Source organism: Halorubrum vacuolatum (assembly GCF_900188065.1).
GTDB lineage: Archaea > Halobacteriota > Halobacteria > Halobacteriales > Haloferacaceae > Halorubrum > Halorubrum vacuolatum.
This window is the reverse complement of sequence record NZ_FZNQ01000002.1, coordinates 25,588-45,327: the sequence shown is the minus strand read 5'-3', so window position 1 is coordinate 45,327 and position 19,740 is coordinate 25,588. Positions and strand designations below refer to the sequence as shown.

Here is a 19,740-nt window from a genome sequence, read left to right as displayed (position 1 = left end):
AACGTTTAGCGCCGCCCGATTGAGAGACCAGATATGCGCTTCTTCGAGACGCTGGCCGACCGGATCGATACAACCGACAGCGTCGTCTCCGTCGGCCTCGACCCCGACCCGAGCCGACTCCCCGACTTCCTCGCGGACGCCGACCTCCCGCGATGGGCGTTCAACCGCCGGATCATCGACGCGACCCACGAACACGCGGCCTGTTATAAACCGAACGCCGCCTTCTACGAAGATCCCGACGGCTGGCGCGCGCTCACCGAAACCATCGCTTACGCCGACGGAAAGGGCGTTCCCGTCCTCCTCGATGCGAAGCGGGCCGACATCGGAAACACCAGTCGACGGTACGCCGAAGTCCTCGAAACCGTCGACGCGATCACGGTGAACCCGTATCTCGGCCGCGATTCCCTCCAGCCGTTCCTCGACACCGACGCCGGCGTGTTCATCCTCTGTCGAACCTCCAACCCCGGCGGGGCCGACCTCCAGGACCTCGAACTCGCCTCCGGTGAACCCCTCTACGAGCGGGTCGCGGCCCTCGCCGACGTCTGGAACGCGAACGGGAACGTCGGCCTCGTCGTCGGTGCGACCGCACCCGAGGAACTCGAAACCGTCCGGGGTATCGTCCCCGAGATCCCCTTCCTCGTCCCGGGGGTCGGCGCGCAGGGCGGCGACGCCGAGGCGGCCGTCGAATACGGGCTCGCCGAGGTGCCCGGAACGAGCGTCGACGTCGGCCTCGTGAACTCCTCGCGGGGGATCATCTTCGCGGGCGAGAACGCCGCCCGGCCCGAGGACGAGGCGACCTACTTCGGCGCGGCCGGTGACGCCGCGAAGCGCCTGCAAAAGCGGCTGAACCGGTATCGATAGCCCGCGAGAGGGATCCAGACGGCCACGTCCGCCCGCACGGGTCTGGTCACATCTCGCCGCCGGTCCCGCGGGCACAGGCGAGACAGACGCCCGTCGTCGATCGCCAGTGATCCCTACAGACGGCCTGCCCGCATAGCTCGCAGGTGTGCCGGGCGGCGGCCGATTCACAGACGTGACAGATGCCGGTGACGCTCATGTCTCCGCCGTGGGTCGCACGGCTTATGTCGATTTGGGCTGACGGTCCCGTATGCGCCAGTTCATCGTCGTTGGGCACGACGTGCCGACGACGCCGGATCCGATCTCGCTCGATGACCTCCCCGGTGCGGGCCGGCTCGACCTGCTCTGCCGCTGTGTCGCGACCGGCGTCTTCCTCTCACACGGGATCCGCGAGGACGTGCGCGTCCACCTGATCTGTGGCGACGCGCTCACGGTGACGTTCGATTCGAACCGGCTGCGACACCTCCACCCCGACGAGCGCAACGTGGCCGCTCGGATCCGGGACGCACTCGCCGCGCGCGCCGACGCGATCGGCCACATGCCCGCCGACGTCTCCCCCGGCGTCGAGCTGCGCCGGATGGGCCTCGAAGCGACGCTCGACCGGGTGGCCGCCGACGGCTCGCTCGTGACGCTGCACGAGGACGGCGACCCGCTCGTCGATGTCGACCCGCCCGCGGACCCCGTGTTCGTCCTCTCGGATCACGGCGATTTCACCGTCGATGAGGCCGACGTCCTCGCGGAGCGTGGCGACCACGAGCTTCGGGTCGGTCCGAAGCTGCTCCACGCCGATCACACCGTCTCTGTCGCGCACAACTGGCTCGACACCGACGGTTACACGGACTACTGAGCATGTGCGACGGCGAGGACGCAGTCGTGGACGACGTAGATGGGGACGATGCGGTCGGGGACGACGCGGATGGTGAGGATCGCGGTTCGGCCGACGATCCGGACCGACGGACGACCCGTCCACCGGCCCTCGACGGGCGGTTTTCGGTGCCGGTGCGGGGCGTTGCGGTCGACGCCGAGACGCGGTGTGCACACTGGGACGATCCGGTGGACGTGGTCGCGTTGCGGTGTGGTCGCTGTGCGGTGTATTATCCCTGTTTTGCGTGTCACGACGTGGTGACGAACCATCGGATGGCGCCGTGGCCGCGGGATCGGTTCGACGAGCCGGCGGTGTTGTGTGGGCGGTGTGGATCGACGCTCACCGCGCGGGCGTATCTCGGGTGTGGGGACGCGTGTCCGGCGTGTGGCGCGGCGTTCAATCCGGGGTGTCGGCGGCATCGGGATCGGTACTTCGAGGGGTGACGGATTCGGTGTGGGTGCCGGCTCGCGGGCGTGTTCGGAAGCGTTAAAAGATGTGCCGGCCTCCCTTCGCATGCGGGCCGGTGGGGTAGCCTGGTATCCTTCGGCCTTCGGGTGGCCGTAACCGCAGTTCGAATCTGCGCCGGCCCACTTTTACCCCACGTCGAAGCGACGAGCGATAGCGAGGAGTCCGACGTGGGGTGAAATGACGAGGCGGAGATTCGAACACGCGAGTCGCAGCGTCCGAGCGAAGCGAGGACGACCGTCTCGCATCTGTTCGATATCTGCGCCGGCCCACCTTTTGCATGTTTTATATACTGATCGGTGCGAGCCTGCCTCCCACCGACTTGGTGAGCTGGTCGCTCCGCTGGATCGACGCGTGCCTCTACACGGTGACGGGATCCCGCGTCGATCCGGTGGTGTTCCGTCTGATATTAGCCGCTCGTCGTCCGATCGGTCGTTTAAAAAGAGACTTGATAGACTATTACTAGTCGTTGTAATCCTGACTACTCAGAGTGGATGACGAACCTCCGCTCTCCCAGACAAGTCTCAGGGTGTTATCACTACCCTCACTGGCACCGAGTCCATCGGTGGTGATCGTATCACCTGCAGTGAAGTTATCTCCGGCATTGAACTCTTCGTCTAGATCATCGTCAGATATGTCAGTTAGTGATTCATCGTAGGGGCTAGGCCCGGAGAGTCGCAAATTGTCCACCGCGATGTTCTGTCCGCTCTCGTGTGTAAACCTGACTTCCTCGTCGACGATCTCCGAGTTGATCGATGCCGATGGCGTCGTATCACGGACTTGATCACCGAGTCCGAGCACGAACGTGCCGATGACGGCGGCGAGAATCACGGTGATCGCGACCATCAGGATAACCCCAATGACCGGCGACACCGCCTTGTCGTCGTTGAATAGCTTGCTGAGTTGCATTGTTTGGTCCCCAGCGGGGGTGGGGATTGGGGACGTCTTCGACGCGACCGCCGATCCCGTCTAACTCCCGATCCCCGTCTGGTTGGTTGAAGGGAGTGGTGGGGTACATATAAGCGGTCCCATTCAAATATCTCAATTGATAACATCCGCGACCGGCCGCGTTCCGCATCGCTGATCGGCGGCTCATGAGGAGGTACTCCACAGTCCGCGACAACGAGTCGGAGACGGCTGAGCAGGCGAATGCGAACGGAGCCGGAGATCGCCGGGTACGCGGGTGTCCGAGGGCTCGGAAGCGTGGCCATGAGGGTTCGTGACGATGTGGCTGAACGCGCGGTTTGACCCACCCCCACCGTTAAGTGACGGTCAATTTAACTGCTAATCGGCAATGCCCGCTAACGACTATCTTGACGCCCTCTCGATGCGACAGCAGGTCGCGATCGTCGTCGTGGTGGCTACGGTGGTGGCGGCGGTGTTCGTTCCCGTCGTCTACGGCACCACCAGCGATCCGTCCGACACGGTCGCCGTTGTCGAGGTCGAAGGAACGGTCAACGCCGCCCTCGCGGACGACGTTGAAGCAGAACTCTCCGAGGCACGGAACAACGACTCCGTCGGCGCGGTCGTGTTGAAACTCGACACGAGCGGCGGCCAACCCGTCGCCTCCGAACGGATGTACAAATCGGTCCAGCGAACCAGCGCGGAGATGCCCGTCATCGCCAGCGTCCAGGACATCAGCGCCTCCGGCGGTTACTACGCGATGGCGCCCGCCGACGAGATCTACGTCCTACCGACCTCCACCGTCGGCAGCATCGGTTTGAACGCCCCGGCACCCGCCTCGTCGCCACCGGTCGAAGGCCCGAGCGGCCCCGACAAGACCGGCAGCAACGAGATCGAACAGTGGGCCCAGCAACAGACGCTCGCCGACACGTTCGTCGATGCGATGATGGAGGAACGCGGTGACGAGTTCGAAATGCCACGCGAGGAGGTCGCACACGCCGACGTCTATCTCGGCACCGAGGCGGTCCACAACGGCTTCGCCGACGAGATCGGCTCGCTCGACGAGGCCGTCCACGAGGCCGCCGACCGAGCAGGCATGCGAAACTACGAGGTCGACACCCGCGAGACCGGCATGGACGGCGACCTGCCGATCCTGATCCAGACGGACGATGAGCTCGTCGCCGTCTACTCGAACGACCCCGGCTACGCCGAGGTCGAACCGATGCCGTTCGCGTACGTCTATGAGGGAGCGGTCCCGCACATCGACACCATCGAACGCTTCGCCGCCGACGACATCGAGTCGGCCGCCGGTGACGGCGACACGGCCGGAAGCGGAGCCGTGAACGGCGACGAAACCGACGGAACGAACGAGACCGATGAGATCGAGGACCGAACGGATGAGACCGACGGCGAGACGCGCGAGGACGGGGAGACGAACGATGCACCCTCGCTTTCAGGGGAGGTGAGCCCATGAACCGCGCCATGACGCTCGCCGTCGCCTTCGTCGCGACGTTCGCGCTGATCCTCGGTGGCGCTGCGGGCATCGGCTACCTCACGGCCGACGGCGCGGAGACGCCCCCCGAACTGGAGAACGATCACTACCTCGATGAGGACCTGGTCCACGACGGTACCCCCGGCGAGGCCGACGTGGAGATGTCGAGTACGGCTCCGCCACAGACGATCCTCATCGATCCCGGCGCGGCGGCTGACGGCGGCGTGGCCGCCGACCCCCTCGCGCTGCTCGGGCTCGGTGCCGACGGCGCCGCGGACCGCGACGTTCGGCCGTTGGTGAACGCGCTCATCGAGAACGGCCACGAGGTTCGGATCCACACGCCGGAGCCCGGCGCACAGCCGCCCGGAGACGACGAACCGACCGCCCTCGGTGCCGACCTCGCCGAGGCCGACGCGTTCGTGACCTTCCGTACCGAGTACGCCGACGCGGAGGTCGAGGACATCGAGACGTTCGCCGAGAACGACGGCCACGTGCTGTTGGCGAGCGATGGGGATGCGGAGTTCGACCAGCCGGGTGCTGCGGCCCTCGATGCGGCGCTCGGCGTGACGACCGAGCCCGGATACGTCTACAACATGGAGGACCACGACCTGAACTACCAGCGTGTCTACGCCGAGCCCGACGCCGAGTCGCCGGTCACGGACGGCGTCGATCGCGTAGTCTTCCAATCGGCGACGCCCGTCGGAACCAACTTCGCCAACGCCGAGTTGCGCCCGAGCGACGGCAGCCAGCTCTCGACAACCCGTGCCTCAACCGAGAAGCCGCTTCTCATCCACACCGGCAGCGTGGTGATGGCCGGCGACAGCGACTTCATGTCGCCGGAGAACGCTCAGCGCGTCGACAACGACGTGCTGATCGGGAACCTCGCGGACTTCCTCGTCGAAAACGATCGGAACGCCGCACAGCAGCCGCCCGAGAGCTCCGGCGACGAAGCGCCGCCGGGTGAGCCGGTTCCGCCGGAGGAGTTCCCCGAGGAGGAGCCCCCGCAGGGATAGTCCGGATCGGCTCTTCCGGCCGCTACTCGACGGAACGTGCAGCCAATGACCGCGCGCTGAGCGCCGACTCCCCTTCGTTCGGAACGGTTGCTTATCGGCCGTGCCGCTTCCACGGCGATCGGGCACCTCGGTATCGTTTCAGTCGATCCGCTCCGCCGCGTCCCGCTTGACGAGCGGTTCGGCGTTCGCCGCCGGCAGGCTCACCACGTCCTCGCTCGTGAGGTGATACTCCCGCTCGTCGGTGCCGAGTATCTCCCCCACGTCCGCGGTGATCCGAACGGTCGTCCGATCCTGGTCGGCCGTTGCCGTGGACACGGATGGGGTCGGCCCGTCCTTTTCACCACTGTCCCGGGGAGTGGCCGCCGATGCGTTCGACCCGTCATCGTCCGTCGACACGGGTGGCGTTTCGGCGGTCGGATCGGTCTCCACCGCACCCGGCGGAGCCGGCTCCGGATCGACCGGCACCGGACCGTCCCCACGTCGCGTGGACACATCAGCCTGTTCGCCGGCGGCATGGTCCGGTCCGGGATCGCCGACAGCGTTCGGATCCCGATCAGCGACAGCGTTCGGGTCAGGATCAGCGATAGCGTTCGGATCCCGATCAGCGATAGCGTTCGAGTCAGGATCAGCGACAGCGTCGGGGTCGGGCTCGGTGATCGGGGAGTCCGTCGGACGGGCTGGCTCCTCAACGGATGGCTCGACGGTTGGCTCGGCGGGTGATTCGGCGGACTGTTCGGGGGCGACGTCGTGCGTGTCGGTCGACGCGCCCATCGCCTCCGCGAGCGCCCCATCCGGTTCGAATGCGGGATCGGGGGCCTGCGCGTCCGTCGCTTCCGCCGTCGGGTCGGTTTCGCTTTCGCCAGGCGTCCCCCTCCCCGGTTGTTCCGGGGTCGTCACACCCGAGAGCGCGTCGAGGACGGTCGATTTGTTCGCGACGATGTGCTCGACGAGGTCGTCGAACAGCTCCCGCTCCTGGCTCGTCATTCCCTCCGTCTCGACGGGCATGTCGGCGGCCGCGAAGGACGCGAGCTTGACCACCTTGCCGACACGCCGTTCATACAGCGCCTCCGCGACCTCCTCGGCCGTCCCGACCTCATCGGACAGCCGGCGCACGTCGTCATCCGAGAAGGGGTTGTCCACCTCGCTCGCACGTCGGTCGCGCGCGGCCCGGAGGTCCGCAAGGTATGCCGCGACGTCGTCATAGAACGCATCGCGCAGGTGCTGGAGGCTGTCCTTGCGTCGCTCCTTCGCCTGCACCGATCGGAGTTCGTCGAGGTTCATGTCGCGGTCATCGTTCAGGGGCCTTTCGCGCCTCGCCGCGGGTCATCAGGAAGATGCCCACGAACTCGGGGACGCTGCTTCTACCGGACGGTACTGACACGCGCCGTCCGCTTAGTTCTACCGTCCGCTCGGTATCGGTCTCGATCGCGATCTCGCGGCCGACGAACCGCTCGGGGATCGCGTCCACGAGCGGGTCGAAGTCGTCGAACTCCTCGCGCGGGATCCGGGTCACGACGAGCCCCGATCCGCCGTGAAGCGTTCCGGGAAGCCGGATGAGCCGCCTGATGTCCGTCGTGACCGGCTCGTCGATCGGCGCGGTCTGGGTCGCGCGCACCTGTGCGGCCAGCGCCGAGACGAGCCGGCGAACACCTGGGCCACCCGCCTCGACGTTGCCCTCGCGGACCGCCCGTGGGTTGCGCTCGAACGCGCCGAGGATCGTCTTCGCGCGCCCCTCGCCGATCCCGTCGAGTTCCATCAGGCGTTCGCGCGCCGCCGCCTCGTCCATCTCGCGCAACTCGTCTGCGTACGCGACGAGTGCCTCATGCACGCGTGCGCCCCAGCCGCCGTTCGTGCGGAGGACGCGCTTCGTCGTCCCCCGCTCGGTCACGGTGTGGATCAGGTTCTCGGTGTCGAGGTCGATCGCCCGCACGTAATCGACGATCTCCCGACGCGCTTCCCCGTCGAGTTTCCGTATCGATTCGTCGCGGACGTGGACGTGATAGCCCCGGCCGCCCGAGAAGACGATCGTGAGGTCCTCGAAGGCGAAGTCGTCCTCCAGGAACGCGAGCAGCCGATCGAGTGCCTCCTTACACGCCGCAAGCATCCCCGCATACGAGGTCGTCTCGGGGTCGACGCCCGGGAGGTGATCGGCGTCGAGGTCGAAGACGAGGTCGGCCGACTGCCAGCCCTTCTTCGACATCGTGGATGCGCCGGGGTCGTCGTAGCGCGCGGCCGAGAAGTAGGCATGGCGAGGTGCCTCCTCGGCGAAGAACGTGTCGAAGTCGCCCAGATCGTACGCCGAGTTGTGTCGGACCATCGTCGTTCCCGACCCCGGCGTCCACGGGATGTGTCCCCACTCGCGGAGATGGGCATCGGGTGGCGGGGACAGCGAGACGCTCCGGTAGTAGTCCCCGAAGCGGCCCGCGAGATATGAACGCGTCCGGTCGTCCATCGTCTCTACGGGTACCGGCGGTGCCGATAAAGGCGTGTCGCTCGCCGGATCGGATCGGAACGAACGTCGGGATGAGGGCGTCGCTGACGACACCGCTTTAGCCGCGGAACGACTCCTTCCGACAATGAGCAAGCCGAGCCCCGACGCCTACGAGCAGGGGCGCGGGATGGACGCACACAACGCGGTGATGCGTGACATCCGCGCGGAACGGACCGAGACGTACGACCCGACCCAGCCCACCCGCGTCTGGATCGACGAGGACAACACGCCCGACGGCGTCGTGAACTCGCTCACGATCATCTTGAACACCGGCGGCTGTCGCTGGGCCCGCGCCGGCGGCTGTACGATGTGCGGCTACGTCGCCGAATCCGTCGAAGGTGGCAGCGTCAGCCACGAGGCGCTCCGTCAACAGATCGAGGTGTGTCTCGACCACGAGCGCGAGCACGCCGACGGGCCCGCCGAGCTGATCAAGATCTACACCTCCGGCTCCTTCCTCGACGAGCGCGAGGTGCCCGCGGAGACCCGCAAGTCGATCGCCGAGACGTTCGCGGACCGCGACCGGATCGTCGTCGAATCGTTGCCCGACTTCGTCGACCGCGGGAAGCTCGCGGACTTCGCTGCCCACGGGCTCGCGACGGACGTCGCGGTCGGGTTGGAGACCGCGACCGACCGCGTCCGCCGCGACTGTGTGAACAAGTACTTCGATTTCGCCGACTTCGAGGACGCCTGCGCGGAGGCCGCCGTCGCCGACGACGAACACGACGCCGACGTTGGGGTGAAGGCGTATCTCCTGATGAAACCCCCCTTCCTCTCGGAGCCGGAGGCCGCAGCCGACATGATCGACTCCATCGAACGCTGTGCGGCCGTCGACGGCTGTCACACCGTCTCGATGAACCCATGTAACGTCCAGCGGTACACGATGGTCGACGAGCTCTTCTTCGAGGGCGGCTACCGGCCGCCGTGGCTCTGGTCGGTCGCACACGTCCTCGAGGAGACGGCCCACGTCGACGCCATCGTCGTCTCCGACCCCGTCGGGCACGGCTCCGAACGGGGCGCACACAACTGCGGCGAGTGTGACGACCGGGTGCAGACGGCGATCAAGGACTTCGACCTCCGGCAGGACCCGTCTGTCTTCGAGCAGGTCTCGTGTGCATGCGAGGCGACGTGGGAGTTCGTGATGGCCGAGGAGACGAGCTACAACATGCCGCTCGTTCGGTGATCGGGGATGGCGACGGCGGGCGGGCTTATTCGGAGCTACCGCGCTCCTCGATGCTGAAATCCGCGAGCGTCCGATCCGTTCGGGTGATCCGCTCGGCGACAAGTAGCTTTTCAAGCCTGTCAAGGCGGTTCCACTCGAACGCTTCCGGCGGCTCCGCCTCGTAGGCCTCGTACTGCTCGATGACGGCGCCGTTTATCAACCGGGTGAAGGAGCCACACGCCGGACATCGCGCCATGAGGTGTGCGGTGTCGAATGAGCGGGTCACCGCGCCCTCGAGACACTCGCTGCATCGGTACGTCACGGTCCGGGTCATGACGTGACTACGTCGCGGACGGCCCTATATCCGTCGACAGCGACGGGTTGTCAAAAGCGACGGGCCGTCGACAGCGACGGGTTGTCAAAAGCGACGGGCCGTCGACAGCGACGGGGTGTCGAGAACTTCTTCGTTGACTACGCCGACGGCGACGTCGCCTCGCCGGTCTCCGGGTCGATCACCACACGCTCGGGGAGGTCGGGCTCGGGCTCGCGACCGACGGTGAAAAACCGCTCCGTGCGGGTCAGCTCCTCGGTCGCCGGGCTGGGCTTCCGTTCAGCCTCGTATTCGACGACGATCCCATCGGCCGTCTCGGCGATCCGTACCGCCGCGAGTTGATAGGACGGATAAAACACCGGCGGCAATATGCCGATGGCCCCATCACGACGGTGGAGCCGTTTCAGCCACGTGCCGGTGTTCACCATCACGCCACCCTCGATGTCACGGACGAGCGGTCGGTGGGTGTGCCCGTAACAGTAGATCACGGCGTCGGGGTTCTCCTCGAAGACCTCCCGGGCGGCCGGCTGGTACGGGCCTTCGGCGTCGACGGTCAGCGACGTTTCGAGGACGCCGAAGCGCTCGATCGTCTTCCGGACGTCGCGTCTGATGAAATACAGCGGGATCGCGACGAGCAGGATGACCCCTGTGACGACGACGTTGATCGCGAGCAGGAACCAGACGGCGGTGCCCGCGGTTCCGAACTGTCCGAGGAACGCTGTCGTTCGCTCGACCGGCATCGACCAGATCCCGGCGATGTCGGCCGCCGCGAGCAGCGCGAGCAGGATGCTGATGTTGAAAAACAACAGGAACGGGACGAGCGCGTACCGCAAGACGGGATTCATCTCCCGGTAGAAGTACTTCGAGACGAGCCAGATCGGCATCCGTTCGGTCGGCGTCACCGCCTGGACGTCCTTCAACCAGTTGTACCGACCGCGGTCCGAGAGCCGACCCGCCCGGCTGGTCACGAGTGTGTTATAAAAGTAGCCGAGCGGTGTCGCATGCGGGCTCCCCCAGTCATCGATGCGGTTGTTCGGGTCGTGTTGATGGCCGTGTTCGAAGTGGATCTCCCGATCACCGATCGGCCGGGTGATCGACGGCTCCTGGACGAGATCGATGTTGTACGCCGCCAGTCGATCGACGTACTCCTCATAGGCGGCGAGTTCGTGGTCGTGGTTGCCCGGCAGCAACGTGATCTGCACGTCCTCGCCGACGCGACGGAACGTCTCGAACAGCTCCGGGTACGTCTCCTCCAAGACGTCGAGTTTCTCCGTGCCCTCGACGGTCGTGAACTCCCAGAGGCCGAAGGCGTCCCCGTTGATGACGATCTCCACGTCGTCGTCGGTCCCTTCGAATCGGTCCAAAAACTCGAGAAGTTCATCGAGGAACTCGACCTCCTCCAACTGTTCGTCCCCACCGATATGCAGGTCGCTGATGACGTAGTACTCCCGACCCTCCTCGTCCATGGACCCGACGTTTCGACGCAAGCGGTAAAACCGTTATCCAATCGAAGGCCGGCCACCATTCGGGTGCCGTTGTCGGATCTCGGGCGCCGCCGTCGACCGATCGGGAGCCGTCGTCCGAAGCGTCGATCGCGCTCAGAGAGCCGTCGAGGCGACGTCCCGTCGGTCCGTTCGCCGTCGGAGCAGGAGGAGGATTGCCGCGCCGAGGAGGACGAGGAGGCCCGCGACGCCGAAGCCGATCCCGTAGCTCGTCGCCGCCACCCATCAGCCGAGGACGCTTCCGATGCCGCCCGCCAGCGCACTGAGCGCCGCATACACCCCGAGGGCCTCCCCACGGATCGCCGGTGGAGCCAGCCGTGTAACGAGCGTCCCGGCCGTCACCGCGATGACCGCCCACGTGAGTCCGATCACGGCGAAGACGACGGCGAGGCCCGCGAACCCGCCCGTCGACATCCCGAAGAGCGCCCCGACGACGGCCACGCCGGGGAGCGCGAGCGCTCGAACGGTGAGCCCGGCCGCCTGCAGGGTGACCGTATCGTGTTTCGCGCTCAACCGCCCGGCGCGCTCGAAGAAGACCGCAGCGGCGACGCTGCTGACGAGATAGAGAACGAACACGCCGTCCGAGCCGATCCCGATGTCGGTGAGATACGCGGGCAACGGCGCGAAGAAGGCCGAAAAGCCGGTGAAAAAGCTCGTCACCGCGAGGAAGTAGATCGCCAATTCCGGGGTGAACCGATTGGCGATCCGCCGCGGGCGGAGCCGTCTAACGTCCATCCGTGCGGGCGTGAACGGGAACGTCGCCGTCCGAACGCTGAACCGGTCGGCCCGACGAAGCGCCCGCCCGAGCCGTCGGGCTGACACGGATCCCTCCGCCGTGTCGGGATCGGGATCCGGCGGAAGCAGCCGAAGGCCCGCGAGGAGCGACGCAGCCGCCATGACCGCGAGTACGAGCAGGAAGCCCTCGAGCGCGCTCGTCCCGATCGTCCGGATCGCGACGGCGGTCCAGATCGCCCCGAGCAGCAGCCCCACCGCCCAGCCGACCCCCTGGTACTTGTTCAGTTCGCCGATACGCTCGCTCCATGCGTGCTCGGGTGCGCCCACGACCGCGAGCAGCGTCACCACCGGCGTCGCCGCGGCGAACGCGAACCAGACGATCCCGTTGGCGAGGATCACGACGGCGATGCGTTCGGTGAACGGGACCACCGCGAGCGCCGCCGCCGCACTCGCGAGCGCCGCGAGCACGAGCACCCGTCGGCGGCCCGTTTGGTCGGCGATCCGGCCGAAGACGAGCGCACCCGGGACGCCGACGAGCGCCGCCACGCCGGCGAGGACCCCGAGCGTCGTCGCCGTCCCGCCGAGCGCGACGACGTACAGCGGGATGATGAGCGACGCGCCACCGAACGCGACCGACCCGAGCCCCCACGCGTACAACCAACGATCCGACATGGTGACACCGCAGACGCCGGGGGACTTAATGGGCGGTGAAACACCGAGGAAGCGGACGTACCTGTCCTCACCTCGGGTTCCCCGGCTTCAACCGGGAGCTCACTCCGTCGGTGGTGCACGCGCCGCCAACACCGGGATCTCACCGAGTCGCTTCTCCTCAAGCAGGTCCCAGTCGACGCCCACCGGACGCGGGTACGGCGTCTCCGTGTGCCGGAGCCCATCCGGCGGTGCGACGATGTCGATCGGGACGTCGTGTGGGTCCGGGTTCGGTTGGGTTTCATCCGCCGGAAACGGGGAGGCTGGGCCGTCGAGGACCTGTAACTCGTGAACCGTCGTTGCCAACACCGTGTCGTCGTCGACGGCATCGAGTTCACGGAGGACGGCCCACTCGAGGTCGCTGTAGCCCTCACCCTTGCCGAGACGGACGCCGTCAGTCGTCACCGCGACGGACCCGGCCACGACGAGATCGATCTGGGGGACATCTTCGGGGGCGACCGGCACGCCGTGTTTCGAGACGCCGGAGACGGTCGTCGCCTCGTCGATGTCCGTCACGACGGCCGGATCGAGTTCGAGGAACGGATCGGGGTCACGAAGCCGCGGCTGGGCCATATAGACGACCTTGCCGGCCCGCAGCGCCGCACGCCGTACGGGGAGCTGTGGGGCGTCCGGATTGCACTTCAACGTCTCGGCGGCCCGCCATGGCCTCGTTTCGACGAGCCGGTCGCGGGCCGCCTTCGCGCCCGCGAAGTTCGGGATCCGGCCATGGGGTGGAAACGGAAAGCGGGCCTCCCCACGCTCCTCCAAGGCGTCCCAGATCAGCTCACGAACCGCCTGTTTGTCCATACGGGTGTGACGGGAAACCGCCACCTAAAGCCGACGACACAGGCTTTATATAGCGCATTTGTGTCAGTAGATGTATGCTTGAGGACGGTCTCTCATACCCGGTTCGTGATGACTGGCTCGGGCGGGTGCTCATCGGCGGCGCGCTGGGCTTTTTCTCGTGGCTCGTGATCCCGGCGTTCCTGTTGCTCGGATACCTGGTCGCCGTGCTTGAATCGACGGTGCACGGCGAGGACATTCCGCCGGCGTTCACCGATTGGGGCACGCTGCTCGTCCGTGGCGTCATCGCGACGCTCATCGGGATCGCATACGCGATCGTTCCGCTCGTCGGCTATTCGCTCCTCGTCGTCGTCGTGCTCGGTGCGGGCGGCGCCGTCGGTGGGGATGCCGGCGTGTTCATCGGCGGCCTCGGGCTCCTCGCCGCGCTCGCGTTCATCCCCGTAGTGCTTCTCATTTATTATGCCGTGCCGGCCGCACTTACGGCGTACGCGGTCGACAACCGGATCGGCGCGGCCTTCGCTCCGTCGCGGTTGGCTCCGACGCTTTTGAGCGTGGAGTATCTCATCGCCGTGTTGATGCCGCTCGTCGTGAGCCTCATCCTGTGGGCGGTGACGGGCGTCCTCGCGATCACCGTGATCGGGCTCGTGCTCATCCCGTTCGTGCAGTTTTACGGACAGGTCGCCATCTTCCGGATGTTCGGCCGTGCCTTCGCCGCGCAGGACGACGGGCCAGTGGATGGGTCGTCCACGACGCCCACGCCGGAGACGGTGTCCTGACCCGTTCCCGCGCTTTTAAACCGCCGAGTCGCGTTGCATCGGCCATGTTCGAAGACCGGCCGGACCGTGACGTGGAGGTCGTCCTCGTGGGACGCTCGAACGTCGGGAAGTCGACGCTGATGCGCGAGCTCACGGGTCACGACTTCTCGACGGGGAAGAAACCCGGGGTGACCAGACAGCCGAATCACTTCGACTGGGCGAGTGAGTCGTTCATGTTCACGGACCTCCCCGGCTTCGGCTTCATGTCCGGGGTGGAAACGGACCAGCGGGAGGCGATCAAGACCGACATCGTGCGGTACGTCGAGGAACACGCCGACGCAATCGTCGCCGGCGTTCTCGTGCTCGACGGCAAGAGCGCGGTCGACATCATCGATCGGCATACTGAGCGGGGGGAGATCCCCCACGACGTCGAGATGTTCGAGTTCCTCGTCGACGTCGGCATCGACCCGATCGTCGCCGTCAACAAGACCGACAAGATCGACGACCTCGACGGCCGTCTCGATGCGATCGCCGACCGGCTCGGGCTGTATCCGCCGTGGCAACAGTGGTCGGGGACGATCGCGCCGATCTGTGCGAAACGCGGCGAGATCGATCCGCTGCGTGCGTGTCTGCGCGACCGGTTCCACGAGCACAAGCGCGATGACCTGTTGAAGTTCGTCTCCTGACGTTCCTGCTGTTCGTCTCCTGACGGTCCTGCTGTTCGTCTCCTGACGCTTCCGCAGTTCGTCTCCTGAAGTTCCTGACGTTCGTTTTAAAAGATCGTCCGGTTCGCGGGCCGGCTCACTTGATCAAAAAGACCGGAACCGAGGCGTCGTCGGCGACACGGTCCGAGACGCTCCCGAGCGAGCGAAGCCGTTCGCGGGGTGATTTTCCTTCCGGACTCATCACGATGACGTCGATCCCGGCCTCATCGGCGTATGCGACGATCTCCGTATCGGGCGTCCCGCGACGGACGACACGTTCGGCTTCCAGCCCGGCCGCCTCGGCCCGCTCGACCACGGCCGTCACGGCCGCATCACCTTGGGTCTCGAGATCGGCGACGACTTCGTCGTGGAGGTCACCTGAGTTCGCCGTCACGATCCGTTGATCGACGACGTAGAGGGCATGTATCCGCGCGTCATGATCGGTCGCCAATCGGATCGCGTGTTCGAGCGCCTGCTCAACCGCCTCGCTGCCGTCGGTCGGGACGAGTACGTCGTCGTACATGTGGCGGCATTCGCGTGCGGGGATCTTTAAGAATGGGGATCACTCGGCGTTCAACGTTGGAGATCACTCGCCACGCCAGCGACCGCCGAGCTCCGTACGGGTATACGTGTGTGCCTCGCCGTCACGGAAGACGCTGACGCGGCCGCTCTCCTCGCTCAGGGTGACGGTGGCGACGACCTCCGGACGGACGGAGGTCTCGATGGCGCTCATGTGCCGTGATCCCATCCACGGCTCGTACTCGACGCCGTTCATCAGGTCGGCCTCGTCGGCGTGCGCACCGAGATCGCGGAACCGAACCATCTGTGCTTGCACCTCGCCGTCGACGGCGACGACCACACCGCCGTCGCGTGCGAGGCCCACGCGTTCGGCGGCATCGACGAAGGCGTCCTCCGAGAAGACGCTCGCACACTCGCCACGCGGCCAGCGGTTCTCGCCCATCGGATCCGCATACGCCCCGTATTCGCGATCGGCGACGACCGCGAAGTACAGCCCCGGCCCCTTTACGTGCGGCTCCTCCCAGCCGTCGAACGCGATGCTGACGTGTTCCGCGGCGTACGCCAACCGGTCGACGATCTCCGTGACGCCGTCGTGATTCCGGTAATCGATCGAGAGCCCGCTCATCGATACTCCCCACGCACGCACGACTGTCTCCCCTGATCGGTCATATGATGGATCACGTTCCCCTGATCGGTCATATGATGGATCACGTCGCTCGCGATATATGTGACCGTCGGGACGGCCGTCGCGTCCATCCTCGAGCCCCGGTCGGGTCACAGCTGCGCTTCGATGTAGCGGTTGATCTCCCGTACCTTCTCCGTTCGATACGTCCAGAGGCCCTTCCACATGCGCGGGCGGGTTTCGAGCGCGACGAGGGCGGCATGCGGGAGCGACTCGTCTTCGGGGACGTGGACGACGAACCACGAATGCCGGAACTCACCCTCCCAGCCGCCGTGCATCGTGAGATCGAACTCCGGCGGAGGCGTCCAGTCTGGCATCCCATAAACGTGGACGTCGATGTCCGTGTCGGCGAGCATCTCGTAGACGGCCCGCGTGCCGCGTTCGTCCTCGATCCGCGAGAGACGCTGAAACGAGGCCCGGTGTTTTCCGCCGCCGTGTATAAACGACAGCCGTTCGATGTAGCGGGAGATAACGATGAGGAGAAGCTTCTCCTTGTGCGATTCGGGATAGCCCCGGAGGTGAAAGGGCACGTCGGTGAGGCCGGCGATCACCTCCGGGGGATCGACCTCCTCGAGCGTGTGTGTCCCCGTGATATATAGGTCGGAGTTGACGGTGAGGATCGCGTCCGCGACCGCCGACAGCGGGGACTTCGCGATCACCTCCTCGCCGTCGAGGAGGTAGACCATATCCTCCGTCTCCTCGTCCCGATCGACCTCCATCACGTCGACCTGCTGGTGGTCGAACAGCTTCTCGAGGATGCGCTGGAGCGGCTCCGGAGACGTTCGATTCACCACGGCGAGCGACAGGTCGGCAATCTCCGCGTCCTCGAAGACCGCGTCGAGACCGTCCATTCGAACATAAATGACGCCGGTTCGTAACTTAAACCTTCACGTACGGCGGGTGGGGTACCCCGTCGCTACACGACATGGCTTCCGCCGACGGCTAGTGAAACGAGAGCCGCACCGCGTCGCCGGATTCGAGATCGCCTTTATCCACGACGTGATCGCCGGCGGCGAAGGCGGCGTGGAGGTGGTCGTAGGTCCGTTCGAGCCCCTCGACGATCACCTTCGTTTCCCCCACGACGGGCATGAAGTTCGTGTCCCCGCGCCAGCGTGGAACGACGTGCGTGTGGAGGTGATCGAGCGAACCGCCGGCGGCGTCACTGCCGAGGTTGAGCCCCGTGTTGAACCCTTCCGGGTCGAGGTCGCGACGGGTCGCCTCGATGGTCGCCGCCTTGAGCCGGCCGTGATCCACCATCACCTCGTCGTCGAGGTCGGTCCAGTCCTCGATATGGCGGTTCGGAATGATCATGACGTGTCCCGGGTTGTACGGCGCGTTGTTGAGCAGGGCGTAGTTGTGGTCGCTGCGCGCGACGATCCGTGCCTCCCGGTCATCGTCCCGCTCGGGAAGGACACAGAACGGACAGCCGTCTATCGGGTCCTCCTCGCGTTCGACCCAGTGGATCCGCCATGGCGCGTAGATCCGGTCCATTCAGTCGAACGAGTGAATGCCGGCGGTCGTCACCTCGACGCCGTCCTCGGTGATCAACAGCGTGTGTTCCGCCTGGCTCACGAGTGACCCCTCGGCCTCCTTTAAAACGGGATAGCTCGTGATCACGTTCGACTGTTTCAGCCGGCGCAACGCCATGTCGGCGCCGTCGCCGTCGAGCCACCGCGCCGCAAAGGGGAGGCCGTCGAACTCGGCGATCTCCTCGAGCGCCTGGCGTGCGCGGCGGTCGCGAACGCTCCGCTCGCGTTCGAGCTCGTAGATCTCCTCTACGGTCCCCTCGCCAACCTTCCCGCGGCCGTCGGTGGCGAACGGCTCGATGGCGACGGCCTGTCCGGGCTCCAACTCGACGGAGCGGTCGACCCCACGGTTCGGGACGTTCGGGGCGGTGTGTGCGTCATATCGCTGGACGCCGTGCCCCGAGAGGTTCAATACTGGCGTGTAGCCGTACCCGCGGATCACGTCCTCGATCGCCTGCCCCACGACGCCGACCTCGACGCCCGGGCCGGCCTCGTCGATCGCGGCTTCGAGCGCCATCTCGGCCGCCTCAACGAGTTCGACCGTTCCGGTGTGATCGACGGTGACCGCCGCGTCGGCGATGTAGCCGTCGATGTGGACCCCGATGTCGAGACAGACCATCCCCTCGCCGAAGGTGGTCTCGTCCTCGCGGGCGGGCGTCGCGTGGGAGGCCTCCTCGTTCACGCTGATGTTGACCGGAAAGGCGATCCCCGCGTCGGACTCACGAATGAAGTCCTCCGCCCACTCGACGACCTCGAGGTGGGTCCGTCCGGGTTCGACCATCTCGCGGGCCTCGTTCATCGTCTCGACCAACACCGCACCCGCCTCGCGGTAGCTCTCGACTGCGCCGTCCTCGAAGGCACTCTCGCTCATGGGGACACTTCGATAAGGGGGCGCAAAGAGGTTGCGGGATGCCTGGAGATGGCAACCGGAGGGGGTCTCGTCGATCAGTCGTCGGCGACGAGCGGCTCCCGGCCACCGTCGGATCGGGAGGCCATCGACTCGAGGCCGACGCCGAGCGTCCGGTTCGTCGTGGCTATCGAGTCGGCGGGCGACTCGTCGGTACACATCGCGCGGATCGCATCGATGTTCTCGGGAACCACGTCGGCCTCCTGATGGATGTTCTGGAACAGGTAGAGATCGCGCCCGACGACGTTTATCGACTCCTCCCAAATGCAGTTCTCCCAGAGGTCCCCGCGCGATCGGCCGACGTCGCGCGCGAACTCCTTGAGCTTCCCCGCACCGTCGATGGCGGCCGTCTCGGGGATGAGGAAGAGCCGATCCTCCTCACGGAGGAGCTCGCGAACCGACGCCGTGTCCGGCTCGCACGACAGGGTGACGTTGAGACTGTGGGTGTGCATCTGTGTCGCGGGCACGGTGAGCCCGAGGGTGTCGATGTCGACGTCGGGAAGGATCGTGTTGACGTCTGGACCGTGGTGGGACGGGACCGTCACCGGGTCGGGCAACACGTCGTTTATCGGGCCCCGCCCGGTCTCGGCCGGGTCGCCGCCGCGTCGAACGAGGGTCGCACGGACCTTTTCGACGCCGTAGGTCTCATCGAGGGGAGCGATGACCCGCGAGAGCCCGGTCGTGTTACAGGAGACGACGCGGACGTGATCGGCACCGCGGGCGGCCTCGAAGCGTGCGCGGGCGTTGAACGACGCCTCGGCGACCGTCGCGTCCTCGCCACCCTGATAAATGGCTTTGACGTCGTGTGCACGGTAGATCTCGCGGTTTCGCTCGCCGACTCCCGAGGGGCAGCAGTCGACGATGACGTCCACGGCATCGAGCAGGTCCGCGAGCGTCCCCGCCACCTCGATCCCGGCCTCCTCGAAGGCCGGAAGGCGGTCGCCGATCGCCGCATAGAGGTCGTATCCCCGTCGGCGGGCGGCGTCCGCCTCGAAGTTCGGCCGGGTCTTCGTCACGCCGATGAGCTCCATGTCCGGCTGCACGTCGACGGCGTCGGCGACGCGCTTTCCGATCGTCCCGTATCCGTTCACACCAACGCGTATCATTGTCGGGTCATCCTCCGGCACCGGGTATAATTCTTTCGAGAAATGGTGTAATAAATTAACTACGCGCTGAGTAACGGCTCGGTTAATTCGACGGATCGTCGCCTGTAACTCAAATACGTAATAGGGTATTTTACTCCTACAAGGGGGTTACACCGAGCCCGCCGGGTAGGTCGCCGGGATGACAAGGGCTAACGCGTTGGATCCCCCACCGTGGA

General features: G+C 66.1%; 23 protein-coding genes and 1 tRNA gene. 9 read left to right on the top strand and 15 right to left on the bottom strand.

The window, feature by feature from the left end:
- The first annotated feature begins 33 nt into the window (after positions 1 to 33).
- On the top strand, positions 34 to 861 hold the full coding sequence (pyrF, locus tag CHB65_RS02640) for an orotidine-5'-phosphate decarboxylase (RefSeq protein WP_089383514.1): 828 nt from the start codon (positions 34 to 36) through the stop codon (positions 859 to 861).
- A 46-nt stretch (positions 862 to 907) separates the two neighbouring features.
- On the opposite strand, the gene CHB65_RS17250 is transcribed toward pyrF, so the two are convergent.
- The gene (locus CHB65_RS17250) at positions 908 to 1,057 is read right to left on the bottom strand and encodes a hypothetical protein (protein ID WP_179213561.1); all 150 of its coding nucleotides are present in this window, start codon (positions 1,055 to 1,057) and stop codon (positions 908 to 910) included.
- A gap of 51 nt (positions 1,058 to 1,108) precedes the next feature.
- Between CHB65_RS17250 and trmY the strand changes: the two genes are divergently transcribed.
- From trmY to CHB65_RS02625, 3 genes are all read left to right on the top strand, one after another.
- Complete coding sequence (gene trmY / locus CHB65_RS02635) at positions 1,109 to 1,705, top strand: tRNA (pseudouridine(54)-N(1))-methyltransferase TrmY (protein ID WP_089383513.1); 597 nt, start codon at positions 1,109 to 1,111, stop codon at positions 1,703 to 1,705.
- Between the two features lie 2 nt (positions 1,706 to 1,707).
- Positions 1,708 to 2,166, top strand: coding sequence for a CHY zinc finger protein (locus CHB65_RS02630; RefSeq protein WP_089383512.1), 459 nt, complete (start codon positions 1,708 to 1,710; stop codon positions 2,164 to 2,166).
- Positions 2,167 to 2,240: 74 nt separating this feature from the next.
- Positions 2,241 to 2,313 (top strand) — tRNA-Pro (locus tag CHB65_RS02625).
- 337 nt (positions 2,314 to 2,650) lie between these two features.
- Here CHB65_RS02625 and CHB65_RS02615 read toward each other — a convergent pair.
- Positions 2,651 to 3,097 (bottom strand): type IV pilin, encoded by a 447-nt coding sequence (locus CHB65_RS02615; protein ID WP_089383510.1) that lies wholly within the window; start codon positions 3,095 to 3,097, stop codon positions 2,651 to 2,653.
- Positions 3,098 to 3,482: 385 nt separating this feature from the next.
- Between CHB65_RS02615 and CHB65_RS02610 the strand changes: the two genes are divergently transcribed.
- Both CHB65_RS02610 and CHB65_RS02605 read left to right on the top strand, forming a co-directional pair.
- A complete protein-coding gene (locus CHB65_RS02610; RefSeq protein WP_089383509.1) occupies positions 3,483 to 4,565 on the top strand; it encodes a S49 family peptidase in 1,083 nt (360 codons plus the stop codon).
- A complete protein-coding gene (locus tag CHB65_RS02605) occupies positions 4,562 to 5,596 on the top strand; it encodes a hypothetical protein (RefSeq protein ID WP_143420337.1) in 1,035 nt (344 codons plus the stop codon). Before CHB65_RS02610 ends, CHB65_RS02605 begins: the two co-directional genes overlap by 4 nt.
- A 138-nt stretch (positions 5,597 to 5,734) precedes the next feature.
- Here the strand turns inward: CHB65_RS02605 and CHB65_RS02600 are convergent, their stop codons facing one another.
- Together CHB65_RS02600 and priS are read right to left on the bottom strand one after the other, a co-directional pair.
- Positions 5,735 to 6,877: a DNA replication complex subunit Gins51 gene (locus CHB65_RS02600; protein WP_089383507.1), complete on the bottom strand. Its 1,143-nt coding sequence runs from the start codon at positions 6,875 to 6,877 to the stop codon at positions 5,735 to 5,737.
- 7 nt (positions 6,878 to 6,884) lie between these two features.
- Complete coding sequence (gene priS / locus CHB65_RS02595; RefSeq protein WP_089383506.1) at positions 6,885 to 8,048, bottom strand: DNA primase small subunit PriS; 1,164 nt, start codon at positions 8,046 to 8,048, stop codon at positions 6,885 to 6,887.
- Positions 8,049 to 8,172: 124 nt separating this feature from the next.
- On the opposite strand from priS, the gene CHB65_RS02590 reads away from it, so the two are divergent.
- A complete protein-coding gene (locus CHB65_RS02590) occupies positions 8,173 to 9,267 on the top strand; it encodes an archaeosine biosynthesis radical SAM protein RaSEA (protein ID WP_089383802.1) in 1,095 nt (364 codons plus the stop codon).
- A gap of 25 nt (positions 9,268 to 9,292) precedes the next feature.
- Here the strand turns inward: CHB65_RS02590 and CHB65_RS02585 are convergent, their stop codons facing one another.
- The 5 genes from CHB65_RS02585 to CHB65_RS02570 all read right to left on the bottom strand — a co-directional run bounded on the left by CHB65_RS02585 (position 9,293) and on the right by CHB65_RS02570 (position 13,329).
- On the bottom strand, positions 9,293 to 9,580 hold the full coding sequence (locus CHB65_RS02585) for a hypothetical protein (protein WP_089383505.1): 288 nt from the start codon (positions 9,578 to 9,580) through the stop codon (positions 9,293 to 9,295).
- 137 nt (positions 9,581 to 9,717) lie between these two features.
- Entirely contained in the window at positions 9,718 to 11,043 is a 1,326-nt protein-coding gene (locus CHB65_RS02580; RefSeq protein WP_089383504.1) for a metallophosphoesterase, read from the bottom strand.
- Between the two features lie 132 nt (positions 11,044 to 11,175).
- Positions 11,176 to 11,301: an LPXTG cell wall anchor domain-containing protein gene (locus tag CHB65_RS17695; protein WP_245809891.1), complete on the bottom strand. Its 126-nt coding sequence runs from the start codon at positions 11,299 to 11,301 to the stop codon at positions 11,176 to 11,178.
- A 3-nt stretch (positions 11,302 to 11,304) separates the two neighbouring features.
- Positions 11,305 to 12,486 (bottom strand): MFS transporter, encoded by a 1,182-nt coding sequence (locus tag CHB65_RS02575; RefSeq protein ID WP_245809890.1) that lies wholly within the window; start codon positions 12,484 to 12,486, stop codon positions 11,305 to 11,307.
- 99 nt (positions 12,487 to 12,585) lie between these two features.
- Positions 12,586 to 13,329, bottom strand: a complete 744-nt coding sequence (locus CHB65_RS02570) for a 5-formyltetrahydrofolate cyclo-ligase (RefSeq protein ID WP_089383503.1) — start codon at positions 13,327 to 13,329, stop codon at positions 12,586 to 12,588.
- Positions 13,330 to 13,403: 74 nt separating this feature from the next.
- On the opposite strand from CHB65_RS02570, the gene CHB65_RS02565 reads away from it, so the two are divergent.
- Together CHB65_RS02565 and engB are read left to right on the top strand one after the other, a co-directional pair.
- On the top strand, positions 13,404 to 14,102 hold the full coding sequence (locus tag CHB65_RS02565) for a DUF4013 domain-containing protein (protein WP_089383502.1): 699 nt from the start codon (positions 13,404 to 13,406) through the stop codon (positions 14,100 to 14,102).
- Between the two features lie 44 nt (positions 14,103 to 14,146).
- On the top strand, positions 14,147 to 14,767 hold the full coding sequence (gene engB / locus CHB65_RS02560; protein WP_089383501.1) for a GTP-binding protein EngB: 621 nt from the start codon (positions 14,147 to 14,149) through the stop codon (positions 14,765 to 14,767).
- 115 nt (positions 14,768 to 14,882) lie between these two features.
- Here the strand turns inward: engB and CHB65_RS02555 are convergent, their stop codons facing one another.
- From CHB65_RS02555 to CHB65_RS02530, 6 genes are all read right to left on the bottom strand, one after another.
- Positions 14,883 to 15,308 (bottom strand): universal stress protein, encoded by a 426-nt coding sequence (locus CHB65_RS02555; RefSeq protein WP_089383500.1) that lies wholly within the window; start codon positions 15,306 to 15,308, stop codon positions 14,883 to 14,885.
- A 63-nt stretch (positions 15,309 to 15,371) separates the two neighbouring features.
- Entirely contained in the window at positions 15,372 to 15,929 is a 558-nt protein-coding gene (locus tag CHB65_RS02550; protein WP_089383499.1) for a diadenylate cyclase, read from the bottom strand.
- Between the two features lie 149 nt (positions 15,930 to 16,078).
- A complete protein-coding gene (locus CHB65_RS02545; protein WP_089383498.1) occupies positions 16,079 to 16,837 on the bottom strand; it encodes a histidine kinase in 759 nt (252 codons plus the stop codon).
- 91 nt (positions 16,838 to 16,928) lie between these two features.
- On the bottom strand, positions 16,929 to 17,477 hold the full coding sequence (locus CHB65_RS02540; RefSeq protein ID WP_089383497.1) for an HIT family protein: 549 nt from the start codon (positions 17,475 to 17,477) through the stop codon (positions 16,929 to 16,931).
- Positions 17,478 to 18,383 (bottom strand): type II methionyl aminopeptidase, encoded by a 906-nt coding sequence (gene map, locus CHB65_RS02535; RefSeq protein WP_089383496.1) that lies wholly within the window; start codon positions 18,381 to 18,383, stop codon positions 17,478 to 17,480.
- 74 nt (positions 18,384 to 18,457) lie between these two features.
- On the bottom strand, positions 18,458 to 19,525 hold the full coding sequence (locus CHB65_RS02530) for a type II glyceraldehyde-3-phosphate dehydrogenase (RefSeq protein WP_089383495.1): 1,068 nt from the start codon (positions 19,523 to 19,525) through the stop codon (positions 18,458 to 18,460).
- Between the last annotated feature and the right edge of the window lie 215 nt (positions 19,526 to 19,740).

Excerpts from the sequence above, each read along its gene's own strand:
- CHB65_RS17250 (WP_179213561.1), bottom strand. The coding sequence starts at position 1,057 with ATGAGCGTCACCGGCATCTGTCACGTCTGTGAATCGGCCGCCGCCCGG.
- engB (WP_089383501.1), top strand. The coding sequence starts at position 14,147 with ATGTTCGAAGACCGGCCGGACCGTGACGTGGAGGTCGTCCTCGTGGGA.
- CHB65_RS02565 (WP_089383502.1), top strand. The coding sequence starts at position 13,404 with ATGCTTGAGGACGGTCTCTCATACCCGGTTCGTGATGACTGGCTCGGG.
- CHB65_RS02600 (WP_089383507.1), bottom strand. The coding sequence starts at position 6,877 with ATGAACCTCGACGAACTCCGATCGGTGCAGGCGAAGGAGCGACGCAAG.
- CHB65_RS02545 (WP_089383498.1), bottom strand. The coding sequence starts at position 16,837 with ATGGACGGTCTCGACGCGGTCTTCGAGGACGCGGAGATTGCCGACCTG.
- CHB65_RS02580 (WP_089383504.1), bottom strand. The coding sequence starts at position 11,043 with ATGGACGAGGAGGGTCGGGAGTACTACGTCATCAGCGACCTGCATATC.
- CHB65_RS02610 (WP_089383509.1), top strand. The coding sequence starts at position 3,483 with ATGCCCGCTAACGACTATCTTGACGCCCTCTCGATGCGACAGCAGGTC.
- CHB65_RS02570 (WP_089383503.1), bottom strand. The coding sequence starts at position 13,329 with ATGGACAAACAGGCGGTTCGTGAGCTGATCTGGGACGCCTTGGAGGAG.
- map (WP_089383496.1), bottom strand. The coding sequence starts at position 18,383 with ATGAGCGAGAGTGCCTTCGAGGACGGCGCAGTCGAGAGCTACCGCGAG.
- CHB65_RS02575 (WP_245809890.1), bottom strand. The coding sequence starts at position 12,486 with ATGTCGGATCGTTGGTTGTACGCGTGGGGGCTCGGGTCGGTCGCGTTC.
- trmY (WP_089383513.1), top strand. The coding sequence starts at position 1,109 with ATGCGCCAGTTCATCGTCGTTGGGCACGACGTGCCGACGACGCCGGAT.
- priS (WP_089383506.1), bottom strand. The coding sequence starts at position 8,048 with ATGGACGACCGGACGCGTTCATATCTCGCGGGCCGCTTCGGGGACTAC.
- CHB65_RS02615 (WP_089383510.1), bottom strand. The coding sequence starts at position 3,097 with ATGCAACTCAGCAAGCTATTCAACGACGACAAGGCGGTGTCGCCGGTC.
- CHB65_RS02530 (WP_089383495.1), bottom strand. The coding sequence starts at position 19,525 with ATGATACGCGTTGGTGTGAACGGATACGGGACGATCGGAAAGCGCGTC.
- CHB65_RS02540 (WP_089383497.1), bottom strand. The coding sequence starts at position 17,477 with ATGGACCGGATCTACGCGCCATGGCGGATCCACTGGGTCGAACGCGAG.
- CHB65_RS02630 (WP_089383512.1), top strand. The coding sequence starts at position 1,708 with ATGTGCGACGGCGAGGACGCAGTCGTGGACGACGTAGATGGGGACGAT.
- pyrF (WP_089383514.1), top strand. The coding sequence starts at position 34 with ATGCGCTTCTTCGAGACGCTGGCCGACCGGATCGATACAACCGACAGC.
- CHB65_RS02555 (WP_089383500.1), bottom strand. The coding sequence starts at position 15,308 with ATGTACGACGACGTACTCGTCCCGACCGACGGCAGCGAGGCGGTTGAG.
- CHB65_RS02585 (WP_089383505.1), bottom strand. The coding sequence starts at position 9,580 with ATGACCCGGACCGTGACGTACCGATGCAGCGAGTGTCTCGAGGGCGCG.
- CHB65_RS02605 (WP_143420337.1), top strand. The coding sequence starts at position 4,562 with ATGAACCGCGCCATGACGCTCGCCGTCGCCTTCGTCGCGACGTTCGCG.
- CHB65_RS02590 (WP_089383802.1), top strand. The coding sequence starts at position 8,173 with ATGAGCAAGCCGAGCCCCGACGCCTACGAGCAGGGGCGCGGGATGGAC.
- CHB65_RS02550 (WP_089383499.1), bottom strand. The coding sequence starts at position 15,929 with ATGAGCGGGCTCTCGATCGATTACCGGAATCACGACGGCGTCACGGAG.